The sequence below is a fragment of the Telluria sp. ZB2R32 genome (genome assembly GCF_059685715.1).
The window spans coordinates 352,079-369,375 of the sequence record NZ_JCASIG010000005.1 but is presented as its reverse complement, the minus strand read 5'-3'; the positions used below and the strand labels follow the sequence as shown (position 1 = coordinate 369,375).

The 17,297-nt window shown below is 66.8% G+C and carries 15 protein-coding genes; 4 read left to right on the top strand and 11 right to left on the bottom strand.

The features are described from left to right. Positions 1–24: 24 nt before the first annotated feature. Positions 25–1,239, bottom strand: a complete 1,215-nt coding sequence (gene kbl / locus AC56LG_RS16755) for a glycine C-acetyltransferase (protein WP_497167202.1) — start codon at positions 1,237–1,239, stop codon at positions 25–27. A gap of 191 nt (positions 1,240–1,430) precedes the next feature. Between kbl and AC56LG_RS16750 the strand changes: the two genes are divergently transcribed. Further along, on the top strand, positions 1,431–2,009 hold the full coding sequence (locus AC56LG_RS16750; protein WP_497167201.1) for a helix-turn-helix domain-containing protein: 579 nt from the start codon (positions 1,431–1,433) through the stop codon (positions 2,007–2,009). A gap of 258 nt (positions 2,010–2,267) precedes the next feature. Further along, entirely contained in the window at positions 2,268–3,914 is a 1,647-nt protein-coding gene (locus tag AC56LG_RS16745) for a DUF4394 domain-containing protein (protein ID WP_497167200.1), read from the top strand. A 265-nt stretch (positions 3,915–4,179) separates the two neighbouring features. Here AC56LG_RS16745 and AC56LG_RS16740 read toward each other — a convergent pair whose 3' ends face one another. The 10 genes from AC56LG_RS16740 to AC56LG_RS16695 form a co-directional block, all read right to left on the bottom strand. After that, entirely contained in the window at positions 4,180–4,890 is a 711-nt protein-coding gene (locus AC56LG_RS16740) for an anti-sigma factor (RefSeq protein ID WP_497167199.1), read from the bottom strand. Further along, positions 4,887–5,438, bottom strand: a complete 552-nt coding sequence (locus tag AC56LG_RS16735) for a sigma-70 family RNA polymerase sigma factor (protein ID WP_497167198.1) — start codon at positions 5,436–5,438, stop codon at positions 4,887–4,889. Before AC56LG_RS16735 ends, AC56LG_RS16740 begins: the two co-directional genes overlap by 4 nt. Before the next feature lie 94 nt (positions 5,439–5,532). Beyond that, the gene (locus AC56LG_RS16730) at positions 5,533–7,671 is read right to left on the bottom strand and encodes a prolyl oligopeptidase family serine peptidase (RefSeq protein WP_497167197.1); all 2,139 of its coding nucleotides are present in this window, start codon (positions 7,669–7,671) and stop codon (positions 5,533–5,535) included. Between the two features lie 525 nt (positions 7,672–8,196). Then, on the bottom strand, positions 8,197–9,588 hold the full coding sequence (locus AC56LG_RS16725) for a tetratricopeptide repeat protein (protein ID WP_497167196.1): 1,392 nt from the start codon (positions 9,586–9,588) through the stop codon (positions 8,197–8,199). Positions 9,589–9,813: 225 nt separating this feature from the next. Then, entirely contained in the window at positions 9,814–10,581 is a 768-nt protein-coding gene (locus tag AC56LG_RS16720) for a metal ABC transporter permease (RefSeq protein ID WP_497167195.1), read from the bottom strand. Beyond that, entirely contained in the window at positions 10,578–11,507 is a 930-nt protein-coding gene (locus AC56LG_RS16715; protein WP_497167194.1) for a metal ABC transporter substrate-binding protein, read from the bottom strand. The genes AC56LG_RS16720 and AC56LG_RS16715 overlap by 4 nt, the downstream gene beginning before the upstream one ends. Positions 11,508–11,517: 10 nt before the next feature. Next, entirely contained in the window at positions 11,518–12,918 is a 1,401-nt protein-coding gene (locus AC56LG_RS16710; RefSeq protein ID WP_497167193.1) for a putative porin, read from the bottom strand. 74 nt (positions 12,919–12,992) lie between these two features. Beyond that, on the bottom strand, positions 12,993–13,358 hold the full coding sequence (locus AC56LG_RS16705) for a DUF2946 family protein (protein WP_497167192.1): 366 nt from the start codon (positions 13,356–13,358) through the stop codon (positions 12,993–12,995). 30 nt (positions 13,359–13,388) lie between these two features. Continuing rightward, positions 13,389–14,027, bottom strand: a complete 639-nt coding sequence (locus AC56LG_RS16700) for a 3'-5' exonuclease (protein ID WP_497167191.1) — start codon at positions 14,025–14,027, stop codon at positions 13,389–13,391. A gap of 9 nt (positions 14,028–14,036) precedes the next feature. Next, positions 14,037–15,302 carry an Hsp70 family protein gene (locus AC56LG_RS16695; protein ID WP_497167190.1) on the bottom strand — a complete coding sequence of 422 codons (1,266 nt, stop codon included), beginning with the start codon at positions 15,300–15,302 and terminating at the stop codon, positions 14,037–14,039. A gap of 196 nt (positions 15,303–15,498) precedes the next feature. Here AC56LG_RS16695 and AC56LG_RS16690 point away from each other — a divergent pair, with 196 nt between their 5' ends. Together AC56LG_RS16690 and AC56LG_RS16685 are read left to right on the top strand one after the other, a co-directional pair. Further along, the gene (locus AC56LG_RS16690) at positions 15,499–15,954 is read left to right on the top strand and encodes a DUF2244 domain-containing protein (RefSeq protein ID WP_497167189.1); all 456 of its coding nucleotides are present in this window, start codon (positions 15,499–15,501) and stop codon (positions 15,952–15,954) included. A gap of 433 nt (positions 15,955–16,387) precedes the next feature. Continuing rightward, on the top strand, positions 16,388–17,296 hold the full coding sequence (locus AC56LG_RS16685) for an isoaspartyl peptidase/L-asparaginase (RefSeq protein ID WP_497167188.1): 909 nt from the start codon (positions 16,388–16,390) through the stop codon (positions 17,294–17,296). Position 17,297 lies beyond the last annotated feature (1 nt).

Here is a 17,297-nt window from a genome sequence, read left to right as displayed (position 1 = left end):
TTCCTAAACTAAAAGCCGTACAGATTAATTGTTCTTAATGATGCCGAGTTCGCGGCCGGCCTGCTCGAAGGCTTTGAGTACGGTCTCGAGCTGCTCGCGGGTGTGCGCCGCCGACAGCTGGACGCGCACGCGCGCCTGCCCCATCGGCACTACCGGATAGAAGAAGCCCGACAGCAGCACGCCCAGTTCGAACATGCGCGCCGCGAATTTCTGCGCCACCGGCGCGTCGAACAGCATCACCGGCACCACCGGGTGCGTGCCCGGCTTGATGGTGAAGCCGATGCGCTCGATCTCCTTGCGGAAGAAGGCAGTGTTCTCGTGCAGGCGGTCGCGCAGTTCGGTCGATGTCGAGATCCGTTCCAGCACCGACAGCGAGGCGCCGGCGATCATCGGCGCCAGCGTGTTCGAGAACAGGTAAGGACGCGACTTCTGGCGCAGGGTTTCGATGACTTCCTTGCGGCCCGAGGTAAAGCCGCCCATCGCACCGCCCAAAGCCTTGCCGAGGGTGCCGGTGATGATGTCGATGCGGCCCATCACGCCGCAGTGTTCGTGCGTGCCGCGGCCGGTCGCGCCCATGAAGCCGGAGGCGTGCGATTCATCGATGAGCGTGAGCGCGCCGTACTTGTCGGCCAGGTCGCAGATCTTGTCGAGCTGGGCGATCGTGCCGTCCATCGAAAAGGCGCCGTCGGTGACGATGACTTTATGGCGCTTGCCGGCGGCGGTGGCGGCCTGCAGCTGCGCTTCGAGGTCGGCCATGTCGTTATTGGCATAGCGGTAGCGCGCCGCCTTGCACAGGCGGATGCCGTCGATGATCGAGGCGTGGTTCAGCGCGTCCGAGATGATGGCGTCGTTTTCGTCGAACAGCGGCTCGAACACGCCGCCGTTGGCGTCGAAGGCGGCCGCGTACAGGATGGTGTCTTCGGTGCCGAGGAATTCGGACAGCTTGCGTTCGAGTTCCTTGTGCACGGTCTGGGTGCCGCAGATGAAGCGCACCGACGACAGGCCATAGCCGTACTTCTGCAACGCCTCTTCCGCGGCTTTTTGCGTTTCCAGGTCGCCCGACAGGCCGAGGTAGTTATTTGCGCACATGTTGATCAGGGTGCGGCCGTCTTCGGACTGCACCACCGCGCCCTGGCGCGAGGCGAGCACGCGCTCGGGCTTGAACAGGCCCTGCTCACGCAGGGTGGACAGGTTCTGTTGCAGGCCGCTGTAAAAGCCGTTCTTTGCTTGCTCGCTCATGTGTTGACCTCGTCGTTGATGCCGGCTTGACCGGCGATTGGACTATGCTGTACCGTGCTTCGTCGCTGTACGTATTCGACAGCTTCACGTTTTTTCGGTATCTCGAACTGAAATTCAATATAATGGATATTACGCCGACCTGTTGAACTTGGCAAGGTACGGCGGTCCCCAATACTTAGAAGTGCCTGAAGATGAAAACCCTGGTCACGACCAACAATGCCCCGCCCGAAGTCGGCGCCACCCTGCAGCGCCTGCGCCTGGCGCGCGGCCTCACGCTGGAAGACCTGTCGCGCATCGCCGGCGTGTCGAAGTCGATGCTGTCGCAGATCGAGCGCGAAAAGGCGAATCCTACCATCGCCATCACCTGGCGTCTCGCCAACGCGCTGGGCGTGCAGATCGGCGAACTGCTGGCCTCGGAAACGCGCGACGTCGAGTCGATCCGCGTGCTCGACGCCCACGAAACCCCGACCCTGCCCGGCACCCACGCCGGCTACACGCTGCGCATCCTGGGGCCGATGGAACTGGCCGGGCAGTACGAATGGTACGAGTTGACGCTGGCGCCGGGCGGCGAACTGGCGTCGCAAGCGCACGATCCGGGGACCAGGGAGCATATGACGGTGATCAACGGAACGCTCGAGGTCGAAGTCGGGACGTCCAAGCGCAAGGTCAAGGCGGGCGGAACGGCAAGGTATCCGGCGGACCAGGACCATGTGGTGAGGAATGCGGGCAAGACCGAAGCCAAGGCGTTGTTGGTGGTGGTGCATCGGTAAGGATGCGCCTCCGATCCAACATTTGTTTTTCGAATTAACCAAATATTTTCGTGCGTGGGTGGTGCGCCAGCGTTATCGGCGGGCATGCCCGCCATTACGCCGCGTGAGAGACGCCTGCCCGGAGCCCGATAACAAATTCAAGATATATTTTCACACCCCTGCATCCAAATCCGGTTCGGCATCGTAGTACGGATATCAACACCCCAAGCTTGATCCCCCGACTGCACAGCATGTGCCAACCTTTCAAGGATGCAGACCATGAACACGACCCGCTTACCGCAACTGATCCTCGCCTCCTCGATCGCCCTCGCCCTCGCCGCCTGCGGCGGCAGCGACCACGACGACCACGACACGCCGGCGCCGGCGCCGAACCCGCCCACGATGAGCGCCGGCGACGTCTTCGCCATCACCGTCAGCAACAGGTTGATTTCGTTCAACCGCGACGCACCCGGGACCATCCGCACCAACGTCGCCGTCAGCGGCCTGCAGGGCGGCGAAAACCTGCACGGCATCGACATGCGCCCGGCCGACGGCCAGTTGTATGCGCTCGGCAGCAGCGGCCGCATCTACACCATCAATACCTCCACCGGCGCGGCCAGCGTTAAATCCACCTTGGCGGCCGACGCCACCGACACCACGCTGCCGTTCACCGCATTGAGCGGCACCGACTTCGGCGTCGACTTCAATCCCGCGGCCGACCGGCTGCGCGTGGTCAGCAATACCGGCCAGAGCCTGCGCATCAACGTCGATACCGGCGCGACGACGACGGACGGCGCCATCAACGGCGGCGCCGCGAATGCCGCCGTTACCGCCTCGGCGTACACCAACTCCTTCGCCGGCACCGCGAACACTACCCTGTACGCGCTCGACACCGCCAACGACACCCTGTACGTGCAGAACCCGCCGAACAACGGCACCCTCAGCGCCCCGGTGGCGCTGGGCGTGGACGCGGGCGCGGTCAACGGCATGGACATCGACGCCCGCAGCAACATGGCCTATGCGGTACTGACCGTCGGCGGCGCGCGCAACCTGTACACGATCAACCTGGCGGCCACCAGCGCGCCCGCAACCAGCGTCGGCGCGCTCGGCATTGGCGAAGACATCCGCGGCATCGCCCTGCGCGCGGTGCAGGCGCCGGTCGCCTACGGCCTCACCGACGACGCGCGCCTGCTGCGCTTCAAGCCGGCCACCCCGAACACGATCGACGCGTCGGTGGCGATCGGCGGCATGGCCGCCGGCGAGACCCTGCTCGGGATCGACTTCCGCCCGAAAGACGGCCTGCTGTACGGAATCACCTCGAACGCGCGCATCGTCACCATCGATCCGGCCAGCGGCGCGGCCACGGTCAAGGCGACATTGTCGGCCGACGCTGCCGACACCACGGCGCCCTACGCCGCCATCATCGGCACCGCCTTCGTGGTCGACTTCAACCCGGCCGCCGACCGCCTGCGCGTGATCGGCGACACCGGCCAGAACCTGCGCATCAACGTCGACACCGGCGCCACCATCACCGACGGCGCCATCAACCGCGCCGGCTTCGCGCCGGTTGTGAGCGCCGGCGCCTACACCAACAGCTTCGCCGGCGCCACGGCGACCACGCTGTACGACATCGAGCGCACCAGCAGCAGCCTGGCGATCCAGAACCCGCCGAACGACGGCACCCTGGCCCTCGTCGGGCCGCTGGGCGTGACGGTGGCCGGCAGCGGCGCCATGGACATCGCCGGCGGCGCCAACGGCCTGGTACTCGCCGCGCTGCGCACGAATGCGGTCGGACCGTCGTCGCTGTACCGCGTGGACCTGGCGACGGGTGCGGCAACGCTGTTCAACGGCGCGGCCACGCCGGGCACGTCGGCGATCGGCAATGGACAAGTGGGGCTGCGCGACATCGCCATCGAGATCAAGTAAGCAGATAAACCCGGGCCGTCGAGCACCGTGGGTGGGCTCTCGAGCCCACGCGGCAATACCGCCTGCAAATCCGCGGCCTGGCGGTACTGGGCGCGGTGGATGGGCTATCCGCGCATGTTCGACAGATCGAGCGTGCTTGCCGCGTGGGCACAAGTGCCCACCCTGCGAAGTTGTGAAAAAATTGCCATGGCGGCGTTGCGCCGCCTTGCCCTGACGATTTTTTCACAACCTCTACGTTGCGCTTGCGGAGCTGGCCTACAAGCATCTACAGCATCTGCACGGCGCGGCCGATATACAGGATCGGCCCGGTCGGACGGCCGAGCGGCGAGCCGCTCTTCGGTTCCAGCGTGATCTCGAACAGCTGGTTCGGCTGCAGCGGCGGCAGATTGGCCAGCGAGACGGCGGCCTTCTGGCCCGGCTGCACCAGGCCCAGCGAAACCGGCCCCTTCCAGCCGTCGGCCTTGGTCCAGAATTGCAGCGAGCGGTCCGCCGGCACTTGCGTCGTGCCCAGCGGGACCAGTGCGATCGCGCCGCGCGCATCGGCCTGCACGATCCAGCCAGGCGCCATGCTGCCCGGCGCCGCCAGCACGACCATGTAGCGCGGCGCCGGCGCGGGCGCCTGCAGGCGCGGCACGACGGTCACCATCGCGGCGGCGGCGAAACCGGCGGCGGCCAGCGAACGCCAGAAATTCAGGCTGTCCCACCAGCGCCAGGGCGTCGCCTGGGGCGCTGGCTTGCGTGTGGCGGCGAGCGAGGCTTCCACCCGCGCCCACAGTTGCGGCGAAGGTGCGGCCGGTTCGGCCAGCGCACTCAGGGGCAACAGGCGCGCTTCCCAGGCCTGCACGGCCGCGCGCAAGGCGGCGTCGTGCGCCAGCGCCTGTTCGACGCGGCAGCGTTCGGCCAGCGCCAGGGTGCCGAGCACGTATTCGCCGGCCAGGTCGTTCATATCGTTGTTATTGTCGTCGGCGCCGTTCATCCCATGCACTCCTTCAGGGCGCTCAGCCCGCGCTTGATCCAGGCCTTGATGGTGCCCAGCGGCGACTGCATGCGCGCGGCGATTTCGGCGTGCGAGCAGCCGTCGACGTAGGCATACAGGATGCTGTCGCGTTTGGCCGCATCGAGTCCAACCAGGCAATCATGCAGCCGTCCCAGGTCCTGGCGCCGCTCGAAGGCGTCGGCCAGGCTGTGGTCGGCGGCGCCGTCGAGGGCGTCGAGCGCGTCCTCGTCGGCCTGCACTTCGCGCCCGCCGGTGCGCACGACGTCGAGCGCCTGGTGGCGCACGATGCTGTAGATCCAGCCGCGGCCGGCGCCGCGCGTCGGGTCGAAACTGCGGGCGCGGGTCCAGATGGACAAGAAGGCGTCGTGCAGCACGTCTTCGGCCACCTGGCGCCGGCGCACGATGCGCAGCGCCACGCCCAGGAGGCGCGCGCCTTCGCGGTCGTAGATGCTGCGCAGGGCGCGCTGGTCGCCGCGTGCGCAGGCCGCCAGGGCGGCTTCGTAATCGAATTCAAGCGGCGCATTCATGGAGGCGCTTTCGTCGTGATGCACGGAGGGCCGCCCGGTGGCGGCCCTCCGTGCGGAGAGGCCGACTTGCCCGAAGGCGGCCGGCATGGACTGCTTACATCTTCAGGGCCTTCGCCAGGAAGCCCCAACGGTCCGCCACTTCCTCGATCTGCTTCGCGGTCGGCTTGCCGGCGCCGTGGCCGGCCTTGGTGTCGATGCGGATCAGGATCGGGTTGCAGCCCGCTTGCGCGGCCTGGGCGGCGGCGGCGAACTTGAAGCTGTGCGCCGGGACCACGCGGTCGTCGTGGTCGGCCGTGGTGATCATCGTCGCCGGGTAGGCGGTACCTGGCTTGATGTTATGCAGCGGCGAGTACTTCACCAGCGCCTTGAACTCGTCCGGATTGTCGGCCGAGCCGTAGTCCGAAGTCCAGGCCCAGCCGATGGTGAACTTGTGGAAGCGCAGCATGTCGAGCACGCCGACCATCGGGATCGCGGCGCCGAACAGGTCCGGACGCTGGGTCATGGCCGCGCCGACCAGCAGGCCGCCATTGCTGCCGCCGCCGATTGCCAGCTTACTTGGGGAGGTCACCTTGTTATCGACCAGCCACTGCGCCGCGCCGATGAAGTCGTCGAACACGTTCTGCTTTTGCAGCCTGGTGCCGGCCTGGTGCCAGGACTCGCCGTACTCGCCGCCGCCGCGCAGGTTGGCGACGACGTAGACGCCGCCCATTTCCATCCATGCCAGGTTGGCCGGCGAGAAGCCCGGGGTCATGGAGATGTTGAAGCCGCCGTAGCCGTACAGGTAGGTCGGGTTGCTGCCGTCGAGCTTGATCCCCTTTTTCGAGACGATGAACATCGGCACCCTGGTGCCGTCGCGGCTGGTGAAGAATTGCTGGCGCGTCTCGTAGGCGTTCGGGTCGAAGTCGACCTTCGGCTGGCGGAACACGCTGGTCTTGCCGCTCTTCATGTCCATGCGGTAGATCGTGGTCGGCGTGGTGAAGCCGGTGAACGAGAAGAAGGTTTCGCTGTCGCTGCGCTTGCCGGTGAAGCCCGAGACCGAGCCGATGCCCGGTAGCGCGATGTCGCGCACCAGCTTGCCGTTCAGGTCAGTCACGCGCACGACGCTGCGCGCATCCTTCAGGTATTCGGTAATCAAGCGATTGCCGACGATGTGGGCGTTTGCCAGCGTGTCCTGCGATTCCTTGACGATTTCCTTCCAGTTCGCTTCGTCCGCCTTGTTGACGTCGATGGCGACGATACGCTGGCGCGGGGCCTTGCGGTCGGTGCTGAAATAGAAGGTCGAGCCGACGTTGTCGATGAAGTCGTAGGCGGCTTCGAAGTTGTCGATCAGCGGCACGACTTTCGAGTCGGGTTTACTCAGGTCCTTGATGAAGACGCGGTACTTGTGGGCGGTGCCCTTGGTCGCCGTGATCAGGAGGTACTTGCCGTCGTCGGTGGTCTGGGCGCGGAAGCCCCATTCCTTTTCGTCCGGACGGTCGTAGACCAGCACGTCGTCGCTTTGCGGGGTGCCGATCTTGTGGAAGTACAGCTTCTGGAAATAGTTGATGCCGGCCAGCTTGGCCGCTTCTTCCGGCTCGTCGTAGCGGCTGTAGAAGAAGCCTTTACCGTCCTTGGTCCACGCGGTCTGCGAGAACTTGACCCACTTGATATGGTCCTCGAGGTCCTTGCCGGTCTCGATGTCGCGCACCTTCCACTCGTTCCAGTCCGAACCCGAGGCGGCGGTGCCGTAGGCCATCAGCTTGCCGTCGGGGCTGACTTCGACGCCGGCCAGGGCGACGGTACCGTCGGCCGCCAGCGTGTTCGGGTCGAGCAGCATGCGCGGCGTGTCGCCCAGGTTCTTCATCGTGTACAGCACCGCCTGGTTCTGCAAGCCGTCGTTGCGGCTGTAGAAGTAGCGGCCGCCTTCTTTCGAGGGCACCGAATAGCGCTCGTAGTTCCAGAGTTTGGTCAGGCGCTGCTGGATCGCTGCGCGCTGCGGAATGCCGGCGAGGTAGGCCTGGGTCACGGCATTCTGGGCGTCGACCCACTGTTTCGTCTCGGCGCTGTTCGCGTCTTCCAGCCAGCGGTAGGGATCGGCGATGGCGGTGCCGTGGTAGTTATCGGTCTGGATTCCCTTGGCGGTGACCGGATAGGTCACTGCGGATCCGGCTGCGCAGGTGGCCGGTTCGGCCGCGGCGCTGACGCCAAACGCCATCATCAGGGCGAAAGCGAGCGTTGCATGTCTCATGTGCATAGGTTCTCGAACGGTAGCAGGCGAAATGTGCCGAGGGGAATCATAGCGCGAAACTCGGCAGGAAGGGAACGCGTGTTGTGGGCATACGGGGGTGCCGGCTGCCGGGTACTGCAACGCGTGTACCCGCGCCGCGTCCGGCATACCCGTATAGGGCCATCGAGGCCAATGGCCTCGATGGCAGGTTCACCGGGCGGCTCCACGGAACTGGGTGCGCCGCTGCAGCGTGTGCGCCGCTCACGCGTTCAAAGGAGGCGGACCGCCGCGGTCGTTCATTCCGCGCCATGATTATTCGGGTGCTGGACACGGTCGTGCTGTTCGACCGCGGCGGTCCGCCTGTGTTGAACGCGTGGGCAGCACAGGTGCCGCGTGAATGCACATGAACGGGTGGAGCCGCCCACCCTACCAGGTTTTGAAAAAATCGCCATGGCGGCGTTGCGCCGCCTTGCCGTACCCACGTACTGTCTTCGGCGGCGCGCCGGGCGGCCGTATCCCTTGCCCTGACGATTTTTTCACAACCTCTACGTCCTATCCCTGACGCCGCGCCACCACGTCGCGATGACTCATCTGCCACTTGTGCTGCAAGTCGAGCGCCCGGCCGATTTCGGCCGGGCTCAGGCGCCGGGCGACGATGGTCTTGTTGACGTTGGCGGCGCTGTCGCCGCCCTCGGCCGCCAGCAGCATCCACATGTAGGCGCGCACCGGGTCGCGCGCGACGCCCAGGCCGCTGCCGACCATGCCGCCCAGGTTGTACTGGGCCAGCGCGTGGCCCTGCTCGGCGGCCTGCTCGTACCAGTAGACGGCGCGCGCGTCGTCCTGGGCCACGCCCTGGCCGCTGGCGTACATCACGCCCAGGTTGTTCTGGGCGCTGGCGTCGCCCTGGTCGGCCGCCAGGCGGTACCAGTAGGCGGCGCGCGCCTCGTCCTTCTCGACGCCCTGGCCGTTGGCGTAGATGACGCCGAGGTTGAACTGGGCGTTGGGAGCGCCCTGTTCGGCGGCGCGGCGGTACCACTCGAAGGCGCGCGCCGGGTCGCGCTCGGTGCCGCGCCCGTGCGCGTACATGTTGGCCAGGTTGTACTGCGCGGCCATGTGGCCGCTGCCGGCGGCGCGCGTGTACCACTCGAGCGCGCGCGCCTCGTCGCGCTCGACGCCGCGGCCGTTGACGCACATGGTGGCGAAGCGGAACTGGGCTTCGCGGTCGCCGTGCTCGGCCGCGCGCTGGAGCCAGGCGGCGGCGCGGCGCAGGTCGAGGCGCACGCCCTTGCCCTCGGCGTAGGCGATGCCGAGTTCGCGCTGGGCGCCGCGGTCACCGGCGGCGGCAGCCTTGCGGAACCAGTACAGCGCCTGGCTGGCGCTGGCCTCGACGCCCTGCCCGTGCTGGTACATCAGCCCCAGGTTCAACTGGGCCGCCGCCTCGCCCTGCAGGGCCGCCTTGCGGAACCAGGCCATGGCGAGCGGATAGTTGATGGCGGCGCCGAGTCCCTGGAGATAGCATTCGCCTAGCTGGTTCTGCGCGCCCGCCATCCCCTGCTCGGCCGCGCGGTAATACCAGGACAGCGCGCGTTCCGGGTCGATCGCCATGCCGCGGCCCTGGCGGCACATGTGGCCGAGGTTTTGCTGGGCCGAGGCGTCGCCCTGCTCGGCGGCGCGGCGGAACCAGCGCGCGGCTTCGTGGTCGCAGCGTTCGACCCCGCGCCCGTGGTAATACATGGCGCCGAGATGGTTCTGGGCGAAGGCCAGCCCCTGTATCGCGGCCAGGCGCAGCCAGCGCACGGCGGCGGCGTCGTCGCGCTCGACGCCGTTGCCCTTCTTGTACATCAGGCCGAGGTTGAACTGGGCGTAGGCATTGCCGCGCTCGGCCGCCGCGCGGAACCACAGAAAGTTCTGGTGGCTCTCGTTCTGGAGCTTCTGGTGGTTCATGCTGGATCCCCGGTGGCGAATGGCCAAAAGCCGCGTTCGGTTGCCGTTGCGTGACGCAGGCGGCCTCATATGTATTAACAAAATTCTAACGAGGGCCACCCATCGCGGGTTTGACCGGGCACAATCGTGCCGGCGCGCGGCAAAGAAAAAACCCGCCGGGCGGGGAGCGCGGCGGGTTTGGAGCGAGCCCGGCTGGAGGCTCACATCAGGTCACGGCAGCGCACGTCACGACAGCGCCGAGCGGTTCGGCCCGAGCGCGTACACCAGCATCGCCAGCAGGGCCAGGCACCAGACGATCAGCGCGCCCGACGGCAGGTCGAGCACCACCGACAGCACCAGCCCGGCCGCATAGCCGCCGACCCCGACCAGGTAGGCGACCGGCAGCTTGCGCGCTTCGCGGTAATGGCGCACCGCCAGGCTCGGCACGATCAGGCTGGCGAACACCAGATAGACGCCGACCAGTTGCACCGAGGCCGTCACGGCCAGCGCGAAAACGAGATAAAAGCCGAGCCGGCCGAGGCGGTTCCTGAACAACGCCAGCAGCACCAGGATCAGCACTGCGCCCAGCGCCGGCATGACCAGCTGGTCGTAACTGACCCACAGGATCTGTCCCGCGAGCAGGTCCTGCAGGTGCTCGCCGCCATGCGGATTGTGCGCCAGCAGCAGCAGGCCGGCCGTGGCCGCGAGCACGAACAGCACGCCGATCTGCGCTTCCTGCACGTCAGGCCAGCGCCGTTCGGTCCAGGTCAGCAGCAAGGCGCCGAGCACGGCGGCGACGCCGGCGGCGACCTGGATGGTCCAGCCGTGCGGGTCGAAGTCCATCGCACTGGCGACGATCACGCCCAGCGCCGCGATCTGGGCGATGGCCAGGTCGATGAAGACGATCCCGCGCCGCAGCACCTGGGCGCCGAGCGGGATGTGGGTAGCCAGTACCAGCAGCCCGGCGACAAAGGCCGGGAGCACGATCATGAAGTTAAAGGCGTCGAAACTCACTTGGCCGCTTCCGCGCCGAGGGCTTGGGACAAGCGCTGAACAGTGGTGTCGAACAGCGCGAACAAGTCGCGGCTCCCCGCATCCGCGCCGACCGTGTAGGGAATCACGACGGCCGGAATGCGCGCCCGCTGCGACAGCCAACTCGAGGGCCGCTCATCCTGGTAAGCCGCCCGCAGCACCAGCCTGGCCGGCTGCTTCTGCAATTGCGCCAGCAGCTGGCCCAACTGGGCCGCGCTCGGCTCGACGCCGGGTTTCGGTTCGAGCGTGCCGACCTGGCGCATGCCGAGCCAGCCGAGCAGGTACTCCATGTTGCGGTGGTGTTCGACCACGGCCACGCCGCGTAACGGCGCCGCCTGCGCTTCCCACTTGCGCATCGCCTGCGCCCAGCGCCCGGCGAAGTCGGCCTGGCGCGCGCCGTAAAAGGCGGCATTGGCCGGGTCGATCGCGGCCAGGCGCTTGGCCAGTTGCGCGCTGATCAGGGCGATGTTGTGCGGGTTCAGGTGCACGTGCGGATTGCCGTAGGCGTGGACGTCGCCCTCGGCGCGGTCGAGCTTGGTCGGAATATCCAGGCGCGGCACGAAACTGCCGGCCTCGAAAAAGCCCGGCTGGCCGCGCGCGATTTTTGCGTTGCCCGACTGCTGCACCAGCAGCGGCAGCCAGCCCGCTTCCAGGTCGAGGCCGGTACACACCAGCAGGTCGGCATTGCGCGTGCGTGCGATCAGGCCTGGGCGCGCCTCGACACGGTGCGGGTCTTGCAGGGCATTTGTCGCGCTCGAGACGCTGACCTTGTCGCCGGCGAGTTCCTGGGTCAGCGCGGCCCATTCGGGTTCGCAGGTGAGGACGTTGATCGCCGCCTGGGCCGGCGCGAGGATGCTTGCCAGGGCCAGGGCGCAGCCGCCCAACAGTTTGGTAGTTATCGCGTTCATCGTGTCGTCCTCAGAAGGTGTGGCCGGCGTGCGCGCCCAGGCTCATGATGTATTGCAGGAAGAGCTGGTTGTCCGGCTCGCCGGGACGCGCCTCGTCGCGTGCGTATTGCAAGCGCAGGCGCGAGAATTCGGACGGGCTCCAGTCGAGCATCACGCTCGATCGCTTCGGTTTATAACTGGCCAGCGCCGGAAAGGCCTCGATGCCAAGTGCGCCGCTGTCCACCAGGCCGATGAAGGGGCTGCCCGACGACAGGCGGTCGTGGCGCAGGCCGGCGCGCCAGTTCGGCATGAACTGGTAGACGCCCTGCAGGTACCAGCCGGACTGGGTGCCGGCATAGGCGTCGGCCAGTTCGCCGGAAGCCAGCGTGCCGCTTTCCTTGCGGCGCATGTATTCCCCCTGCAGCTTGAAGTTGGTCTGGGTCGGATTGCCGTTCGGCGCCCATTTGTAGACCGCGTCGGCGACCCACATCCTGGCGCGGCCATCGAACGCGTTCGGCGCGCCGCCGTCTTCGTATTCCCGTCCCGCCGCGCCGGTGCGCAGGTAAGACACGCCGGCGCGCCAGCTGGCCGAGTCGCCGATGTCGTCGCCCGCATGCGCGAACACGCTGGTTGCGTTGAAGCCGTTCTTGTTGCGGTCGTTGCCCGGGAAGCTGCGGCCACTGCCAAGCTCCGCGCCGATTTCGAGGAAGGTGTTCAGGGGCGCCAGCCAGCGCGCCTGCAGGCCATCCGGCTTGTACTGGCCACCGAAGAAGGCCTGGTAGTTCAACGGTGCGTCGACGAAGTCCCAGGCGTGGCTGTGCTGGCCGTTGAGGTAACCGACGCTCGACAGGAAGCGGCCGGCCTTGAGGTTCATGCCGCCGCCCAGTTCGCGGGTGCGCACGAACGCTTCCTCGACTTCGGCTTCGTTCTCGCCGGTGAGCGCAAAGGTCAGCTGGCCCGCGAACATCGGGTCGATGTTGGCCGCCATGGTGAGTTCGGATTCGCCCAGGTTGAAGCTGCGGCTGCCCGGGCCGATCTCGCCTTCCGGCGGCATGAAGCCGCCGAAACGGTAAGTGCCGGGATCGCGCTGCAGGTTGCTGAAGGTGCCGCCCAGGATCAGCGAGATGCTCGGGTTGAAGCTGTTGTCGCCCTGGGCCGGGCGTGCCGGCGCCGCCGCAGGTACAGGCGCCGCAGCCACGGCCGGCGCTGCCGCCTGCTGCGCACTGGCCGCCGCGTTCTGCGCCTCGGCCACGGCCGCCTGCGCTTCCTGCAAGCGCTGTTCCAGCGCCTGCAGGCGCGCTTCGTAGGACTGCTTCATCTCGGCGATCTGGGCGCGGATCGCAGCCAGTTCCGGATTCTGGGCCGCTGCTGCGGACAGGGGCAATGCAAAGGCGGCGGCGAGCGCCACCGACACCATCGTGGGTTTCAACATCGTGTGCTTTCAATCGAATCGAGGACGAGCGGCTTCCGGCAAAGCGCAGGAAGGCCGACTGGACAAACAGGTCTCTAGACGAAGGAAGGCGGTGCGCGCGAGTGGAAGGCGCAGAAGGTGCGCGGCGTTACCGCGATGGCGGCAAATGCGCCGGCGCGTTCGGCCTGGAAGTCGAGCGGCACGAACTGGCGCGGGGTGCTGCCGATGGCGGAGGCCATCTGGGCGAAGGCAAGGCACTGGCTGCAGCTGCCGTCCTGCGCCACCGAGCTGGAGAGGTCGCGTTCCGCGTCGAGCTGCATGCTGGCCACGGTACTTGCTGCAAGCGCATGCGCCGGCACGATCTTGCCGGTCCAGTGCGACATCGCGTGCGCGAACGCCATCTGCTGGGACACCAGCAGAAGCAGCGACAGCAGGACGTGCAGGATCGAACGACGCATCATGATGGCGGCATTGTAATGCCGCCACGACAATCAGGTGGCGTTTTTTTCAGCTGCGTATTTACCGAGCCAGGTCGGCACCTTGGCGGCCGACAGCTTGTTGATCGACACCAGCAAGTCCGGCGCCACGCCCTGCAATCCATACGAGGTACCGATATGGCGCCCGATGTGGATCAGTACTTCGGCCGCCACTTCGGCATCGGCCTCGGCGCGGTGGGCGGCGCTGCGAAAGGCGATGCCGAGCTGGCGCGACAGCGTACCGAGTTTGTAGCTCGGCATGCCCGGGAACACGCGGCGCGAGAGCTTCAGCGAGCACACCAGGCCGGCGTGGCCGCACAGGCGCCCGAGGCGTTCGCTCTCGGCCACCAGGAACTTCTCGTCGAAGCTGGCGTTGTGGGCCGACAGGGTATCGCCGCCGATGAAGTCGAGCAGCTCGGGCACGACCTGGCGCGCGGGCGGCGCGCCGTCGACCATCTCCTGGGTGATGCCGGTCAGCTGGGTGATGAAGCTCGGGATGCGCGCGCCGCAATTCACCAGCGACACGTAGCGCTCGGTCACCTGTCCGCCGACGATGCGCAGGGCGGCTACCTCGGTGATGCGGTCGCCCATCGCGGGCGAGAGTCCCGTGGTCTCGAAGTCGAGCATCACGATGGGGCGATCAAATATAGACATCTAATCCTTTTAGCCGAATTTACGCTGCGCGTCCAGCGCCAGTCCGGCGCCGATGCTGCCGAACAGGTCGCCTTCGACCTTGCGCGCATCCGGCACCAGGGCGCCGATGCGCTGGCGCAGCAGGCCGACGCCGCTCGATCCGCCGGTGAAGAACACCGTGTCGACGTCACCCGGCGCGACGCCGGCGTCGGCCAGCAGGCGCAGCACAGTGGTATCGATCGCATCGAGCAGCTGGCCGATGGCGGCCTCGAAGGTCGCGCGTTCGACGATCAGGCTTTCCGGCGGCGCCAGGCGGTCCAGTTCGAGCCGGACCGACTGCGCATCCGACAGCCCGATCTTGGCGCCCTCGACCTGCATCGCCAGCCAGTGGCCGGCGCGCTCCTCGATCAGGTGCCGCAGGCGCGCCAGCTTGGCCGGCTCGCGCGCATCGCGCACCAGGTCGTCGAGCTGGACAATGCTCTTGCGCGTATAGGCCTGGTTGATCGTGTGCCAGGTGGCGAGATTGAAGTAATAGCTCGACGGAATCTCTGCACCCGAGCGCAGCGCACTCTTGTAGCCGAGCAGCGGCATCACCGAGGCCAGGCTCAGGTACTTGTCGAAGTCGGTGCCGCCGATGTGGACGCCCCCGGTGGCGAGGATGTCGTCGCGCCGTTCCGGCTTGCCGGCGCGGCCGGGCCCCAGACGCACCAGCGAAAAGTCCGAAGTACCGCCGCCGATGTCGGCGATCAGCACCAGTTCCTCCCGGTCGATCTGCGACTCGTAGTCGAAGGCGGCGGCGATCGGTTCGTACTGGAAGGCCACTTCGCGGAAACCGGCGCCGCGCGCGACGTCCAGCAGCGTGTCTTCGGCCAGCTTGTCGGCGGCCGGATTGTCGTCGATGAAGAACACCGGACGGCCGAACACCGCATGCTCGAAGCCGCGCCCGGCCTGGCGTTCGGCGCGGCGCTTGACCTCGCCGATGAACTGGGCCAGCAGCACCCGGAACGGCAACGCACGGCCGGCCACCTCGGTCTGGCCGTCCATCAGGCTGGTGCCGAGCAGGCTTTTCATCGAGCGCATCAGGCGCCCTTCGTAACCGGCCAGGTAATCGGCCAGCGCGGCGCGGCCATAGCGCACCTCTTCGTCGTCGGCGTTGAAGAACACCACCGAGGGCAAGGTGGCCTTGCCATCCTCCAGGCTCAGCAAGGCGTGTGCGCCTGTGGCTGCCTGTCCTGGCTTGATCCAGCCAACCGTGGAATTCGACGTACCGAAGTCGACGCCGCAAGCGTTCGTCATGTCTGCCTTTCTGTGAAGGGGCGAGATCTTAACAGAAATCAGCTTCCTTGGCGAAGCGCTTTTGCAACCGTTCTGTGGCCGTTGTTTGCCTGTCACGCGCTCATCTCACCCCCTGCGCGGACGATGCGCGCGGCATGTCCCGACGCCCTCTCCTATAATGAATTCCTACTCATGCCCCGCTGGCGCGAGACCCGACATGGCCCACACCTGGATCCTGAAGCGCAACTGCTCGCTGACCCCGCGCCAGTCGGCCGCCGCCTACCTCCTGCTGTGCACCGGCTCCTTCGGCATTGCCCTGTTCTTCCTGCTGCAGGGCTTCTGGATCGTGCTCGCCTTCTCCGTGCTCGAGATGGCGGCCGTCGGCTGGGCCCTGCTGCATTACGCGCGCCATGCGCTCGACGTCGAACGCATCGCCCTCACCGAGCGCAGCCTGGTGGTCGAGCGGATCGAGGCCGGACGCCGCAGCCAGTTCCGCCTCGACCCGGGCCGTACCCGCATCGATCCGCCGCTGCCGCGCAAGCGCAAGCTGATCCTGCTGGAGGCGCCCGGCACCCGCATCGAGGTTGGCAGCTATGTCTCCGAGCCGATCCGTCAGCAGGTGGCGCAAGAGCTGGCGCGCGCCATGCGCAGCCACCCGACAAGACTCCTGTAAAGGACGGCGCCAGGAATGCAGTGCCGTCCAGCTGACACCAACCCCGGTTGCGCACGCCGGGTGGAGCGATACGTAGGGTGGACTCCTGAGTCCGCGGCCCTTCCTGTGCATCGCGATGCGTCACATAGCCTGGGTGCCCGCACGTACAGGCCTTTCCTGGCGTTGAGGTGTGCAACGAAACGGCCGTGGACTCGGGAGCGGTTCGCCGCCCGGTCCACCCTACAATGATTGAAACTCAGCCAGTGTAGCCAGAGCAGCGCCACACGTTAACCGAACGGCATCAGCGCCAAGAATGTTGTCTTCCATGTAAGTTTCATCTTACATTCAGGCGGCTGGGCAACTGATTGGTAACGTCGCTTCCATTTCGCATAATCCTCTATCAGATATGTCGAGCGTCAAAAGCGCAAAGGCAATAACAAAGAGAGGAAGACGAGTGAGTCACAAGGATCAAGGTTTTGCCATCGTCACCCACGGCGGCGCGGGCGAACCACTGGACTATGCCGACGGCTGCGAGCGTGCCGCGCAGCGCGGACACGAGATCATCATCGAAACCGGCGACGCGCTCGAAGCGGCGATCGCCGCCGTATTGGTGCTCGAAGAAGACGAGCGTTTCAATGCCGGTACCGGCGCGGTACTATGCCTCGACGGCGCCACCATCGAAATGGATGCCTCGATCATGGACACGCGCGGGCGCCTGGGCGCGGTCGCCGGCGTACGCGACGTACGCAACCCGATCCTGCTGGCGCGCGCCATCGCCGACACCCCGCACGTGCTGCTGGCCGGCGAAGGCGCCGACCGCCTGGCGCGTGCGCTGGGCATGGAACGGGCGAAACCGATCAGCGCCGCCCAACGCGAAAAACACGAAAAACTGTTGAAGCAGCTGGCCGGCTCGGTCCCGGTCATGCCCGGCATCGACAACCGGCTGTTCGAGCGCTTCTGGAACTACAAGACCCCGCTGCAGCTGCCGCCGAATGCCGCCCACGATACCGTCGGCGCCGTCGTGCGCGGCCCCGACGGCCACTTCGCCGTTGCCGGCTCGACCGGCGGCTCGGCCCCGTCGCTGCTGGGACGCGTGGGCGACACCGCGATCATGGGCAGCGGCTTCTATGCCGGCCCGCTCGGCGCGGTCGCCGCCACCGGTGTCGGCGAACACATCGTGCGCCACATGCTGGCGCGCACCGTCTACGGCTATATCGAACAAGGCATGCCGCTGCAGCAGGCGCTGCGGCGCGGCATCGACCTGATCGACAAGGACGTCGACACCGGGCTGATCGCAGTCACCAGAACCGAAGCCGCCTCCTGCAGCAATACCCATATGCCCACTGGACTCATCGAAAAATAAC